We start from the raw sequence: 4549 nt of genomic DNA on the forward strand, positions 1-4549 counted from the left end.
CCCACCTCGATCACGTACGCGGTGGGTTGCTGGTCGCCCCGGACGGCCTCATCATCGCCGCCGCGCTCCCGCGAGACTTTCCGGTAGAGTCGGTGTCGGCGCTGGCGGCCACGCTCGGCCGAGAGCTCGAGCTGCGAGGCCCGCGTCTCCGCCACGGCACGTTCCTCCTGGCCCACTTCGTCGCCGACGAGGGGACGGTGTTCCTCGGTTCCACGCCGATCGGCTTCATCGTGCTCTTGGCCGACGCCCGGGCGAGCCGTGACGCCCTCCGCCACGCCCTTCGGGAAACGATAGGCGCGATCCGGGAGGCGTGGCCCCACTGACCCCGCCGCCTCTGACGCGCCAGCCTTCAGCACGATGATCATGGTTTGGCCTCCTTCCGCTTCGCTCACTGGGCACGGGCGCCCGGGCTTCGCCACGCCCGTGCCCCGCCGGAATCACCCACTGCCCCGGCTCGGTCGCTCGGCGCGAGTCCCGTCCACAGAAAACGAACGGGCGCGGCGGTGCCCCGCGGCCCGTCAAGCGCTTTGTCCCCGGCGCCGAGACGCGGTGGCACGGCGACCGTCAGCGTCACGACACTATGATGGCTGGAATTCCGCCAGACACCGGGGGTGGCGCGTGCGAACCGGGCGGCCCCACGCCGCTCCACCCGGCATTTCGGGCAACATCGGCGCTCCGACCACCGCTCACTCCCCCTGGCCGCCGGACCGGCACACCTTTTGCCCGTGCCGAGTCGACGGCGAGATGGTCACGACGCGACGACTCCCTGACCGTGACGATGGCCGTGGAGGCAACCGGTGGCGAGCAAGATCCTCGACGTGAAGGGCTGCGCGGCGTCCTGCGACCCGGTGGAGCTGGAGCAGATCCTCGGGCGTAATCGGCTGATCACTCCCGAGGAGTTCAGGGAAGCTCAGGCGCACGCCCACAAGACCGGGGAGTCGCTGGTGGAGGCCCTGACCCGGCGGGGCCAGCTTTCCGTCGAGGACATTCTCCAGGCCCTCGCGCTCAACTACGAGCTGCCGTACTTGTTCCGCGGCGAGCTGCCCATTCCGGCGCCGGCCGTCGGCAACCTTTCGGCCAAGTACCTGCGGCAGCACCTCATCTGCCCGGTGAGCGTCGAGACTGGTGTCCTGACCGTCGCGAGCGCCGATCCGCTGAACCCGCTGGTCGTGGATGACCTTCGCCAGAGCACGGGATGCCAGATCCGGCTCGCCGTCAGCACGCCCGCCGCGATCATCGAGGCCATCGAGCGCACATATCAGGATGACGCCTCGGCGCTTCAGCGGATCGTGAGGGGCATCGACGACGAGCACGGGCCCCAGGACCCGGAGGACGTCAACCAGCTGCGTGACATGGCCGCCGAGGCACCCGTCGTACGCCTGGTGAACCTCATCATCGATGGCGCCATCGCCGCCGGCGCCTCGGACGTGCACATCGAGCCCTTCGAGGACACGCTGCGCCTCCGGTATCGGATCGACGGCCTGCTCTTCGACCAGGAGTCGCCGCCCCGCCGCCTGCGCGACGCCGTCACCTCGCGCATCAAGCTGATGGCCGAGATAAACATCGCCGAGCGGCGGCTGCCCCAGGACGGTCGCATCCGCGTCTTCGCCGGCGATCGGCGGGTGGACATCCGCGTCGCCACCGTCCCCACCGTCCACGGCGAGTCGATCGTCATGCGCCTCCTCGATCGTCAGAGCGTGTTCCTACCCCTGGAGAAGCTCGGCTTCACCGCGGCGACGCTGACGGCTTTCACCCGGCTTATCACACGGCCGCACGGCATCGTGCTCGTCACCGGTCCCACGGGCTCGGGCAAGACCACCACGCTCTACGCGGCCCTGGACAAGATCAACTCCCCCGAGCGCAAGATCATCACGATCGAGGACCCGGTGGAGTACCAGCTCAAGGGCGTGAACCAGATCCCGGTGAAGGCCAAGGTCGGCCTCACCTTCGCCACCGGGCTGCGGCACATCGTCCGCCAGGACCCCGACGTGATCCTCGTGGGCGAGATCCGCGACCTGGAGACGGTGGAGGTCGCGATCCAGGCCTCCCTGACGGGGCATCTCGTCTTCTCCACACTGCACACCAACGATGCGCCGGGCGCGATCCCCCGGCTGGTGGACATGGGCGCCGAGCCGTACCTCATCGCGTCGGTGCTCGAGGGGGTGCTGGCCCAGCGCCTCGTCCGCCGGGTGTGCGTCGCCTGCCGGATCCCGGAGACGCCGTCGCCCGCCGATCTGCTCACCCTGGGCGTGGAGGCCGAGACCGGCGTCCGCCTGTGGCGGGGCAAGGGCTGCGACGAATGCCGCGGCACGGGCTACCGCGGGCGGATCGGAATCTACGAGATCTTCCCGATCACCGAAGACGTGCGGAGCTTGATCCTCCGGCGCGCGCCGACCCACGAGCTCCGGCGTCACGCCCTGCAAGAAGGGATGACGCCGCTCCGGCTCGACGGCTGGGCCAAGGCCCGCCAGGGCGAGACCACCGTCGAGGAGATCCTGCGCGTCACCCAGGAAAGCGCCTGATCAGTTGTCGACGACCGCCCCGTTCCTCCGGGGCGGCGACATCCTCGAAGAACCCTACGAGTTCGACTTCAAGGGCCTCGACCGCGGGGCCCAGATCGAGCGGGAGCTGCCGCTGATCGAGTCACGGCTCGGGCGGCTCATGGAGGCCCTGGTCAGCGGCGGCCTGCTGGAGACCGTGGTCTGGCAAGTCAAAACAGAAGAGGAGCGCAAGAAGACACTCGCCAAGGAACTGCACGGGCCCGCCAGATGCTCAGGAAGCTCGTAGACGGCAAGATCGCGATCGGACGCCTGAACGCGGGCCGGCTTCTACAGGGTGCAGTCTACGAGGCGATTGAGGCCGGCGTGGTGGCCGACACGAATAACAGTCTTACGCGTGGCCGTCGCTGAGGGATCCTAAGTCGTCGCCTACTCCTCGTAGCTGATCCACGCTTCACGTCCGACGGGCTCCCCTCTTGAGCGCCCCTTGGCCCGACCGCCGAAGCCTGAGGGCATTGGCCAGTAGGAGAACCAAGGGGCGCTCGTTGAGGGGCATAGGTCTTCTTCTGCTCGGACGAGGCCAACCGGGCCGATCCAGTGCAACTGAAGATCGAATAGAATCGGTGCGCCCGGTTCGACCCTCGCTCAAGGGGCTCTATATGAGGCTCAGGGCGGTCGCGCTGCTCACCATCCTGGTTGGCATCCTGACCGCGCCGCTCGCCGCAGAGGCGCAGCAGGCGGGAACTGCGCGTCGCATCGGGATGGTCGGTCCACCGGAAGAACCTCGATTCTCCGAGATTCGCGACGCTCTGAGGCTCGGGCTTCGTGAGCAAGGGTTCGCCGAGCCCTCGACCGAGATCCTGGAAGCTCGGACACCACGAAGTGATCGCGCGCGAGCCGCGGGGGCCATCGAAGGCCTGGTTCGTCAGCGTGTCGAAGTCCTTTTCGTCATCGGCTCGGCGCTGGCGAAGGTAGTCAGACAGGCCTCCCAGCTTCCCGTTGTGTTCATCACTCCTGGCGACCCTGTCGCTGCCGGTCTCGTGGCGTCCTTGGGCCGACCCGGCCGCAATATGACCGCGATCACGTTCGAGTACCCGGAGCTGTCGGGCAAGCGCCTTGAACTCCTCCACGAACTCGTGCCCAGCGTCAAGCGAGTCCTGGTCCTCTATGACCCTCGCGACGCGTCGCCGCGACAGGGTTTGGAGGCCGCTCGCGCAGCGGCTTCCAGACTCGGACTGACGCTCGTCGAGCGGGAGGTCCGGACCGCAGACGACGTGACGCGAAGCCTGGATGCGCTGACCCAGGCGGATGCACTACTTGGTATCCCCGGCGGGCTGACGACAGGTCACTACGTCGCAATGATCCAGGCCGCACATGCGAAGGGGCGGCCGACCGTCTTCCACGCGCGAACCGAAAGCACCGCCGCCGCCCTCGTGACCTATGGGGCGAGCGACGCCGATGTCGCACGCGACGCCGCGCGCTCCATCGCCAAGATTTTGCGAGGGGCGGACGCAGGCGAGTTGCCAGTGCAGCGTCCGTCGAAGATCGCGTTCGTCATCAACCTCAAGGCCGCCAAAGCGCTCGGCCTCACGATCCCGCCCTCGCTGCTGCTGCGGGCGGATCAGATCCTTGAATGACCGGAAGCGGCGTCTCTATTTCCACAGCAATGGGGACACCGCCAAGCAGGCAAAGCTGCGGGCAAAGGCCAAGACAGCTCCTGATTAGTTGGTCCTCTCGCTTTTGCGGGCTTCGGCGCCGCCGTCAGGCTGGAGTACGTCGCAGGTTGGAAGTTGCCTCTTCGACCGTTGCCCCTTGGCTGGCCACGTCCAGCTCCCGGCACAGCGCGGCGTACAGGTCCCCCTCCTTCTCGATGATCGCCGTGTACACCGTGGTGGCCATTCCGATCCTCCCGGCCGCGACGGAGCTGTGCTCGGCCGCCCGCATCCGATCCTACCGAAATGCGACGAGTCGCCCTTGGTCCGTCTGCGCACCCTGCCCGAATGTCTCAGGCGTCTTACAGCCGTGGCTGCCCAGAAGATGTCAAATCGGAA

General features: G+C 67.7%; 4 protein-coding genes and 1 pseudogene. 4 read left to right on the top strand and 1 reads right to left on the bottom strand.

Annotation, left to right across the window (positions count from 1 at the left end):
* The 4 genes from VFR64_06645 to VFR64_06660 form a co-directional block, all read left to right on the top strand.
* On the top strand, nucleotides 1-323 hold a 323-nt coding region (locus VFR64_06645), incomplete at its 5' end, for a hypothetical protein (GenBank protein HET9489413.1).
* A gap of 474 nt (nucleotides 324-797) precedes the next feature.
* Nucleotides 798-2522 (top strand): type II secretion system ATPase GspE, encoded by a 1725-nt coding sequence (gspE, locus tag VFR64_06650; GenBank protein HET9489414.1) that lies wholly within the window; start codon nucleotides 798-800, stop codon nucleotides 2520-2522.
* A gap of 4 nt (nucleotides 2523-2526) precedes the next feature.
* On the top strand, nucleotides 2527-2787 hold the full coding sequence (locus VFR64_06655; protein HET9489415.1) for a hypothetical protein: 261 nt from the start codon (nucleotides 2527-2529) through the stop codon (nucleotides 2785-2787).
* Between the two features lie 370 nt (nucleotides 2788-3157).
* Nucleotides 3158-4135, top strand: coding sequence for an ABC transporter substrate-binding protein (locus VFR64_06660; GenBank protein HET9489416.1), 978 nt, complete (start codon nucleotides 3158-3160; stop codon nucleotides 4133-4135).
* 142 nt (nucleotides 4136-4277) lie between these two features.
* On the opposite strand, the pseudogene VFR64_06665 reads toward VFR64_06660, so the two are convergent.
* Nucleotides 4278-4397 (bottom strand): annotated as a pseudogene (locus VFR64_06665) (type II toxin-antitoxin system HicB family antitoxin).
* Nucleotides 4398-4549 lie beyond the last annotated feature (152 nt).

Source organism: Candidatus Methylomirabilota bacterium, from assembly GCA_035709005.1.
Classification (GTDB): Bacteria; Methylomirabilota; Methylomirabilia; order Rokubacteriales; family CSP1-6; genus 40CM-4-69-5.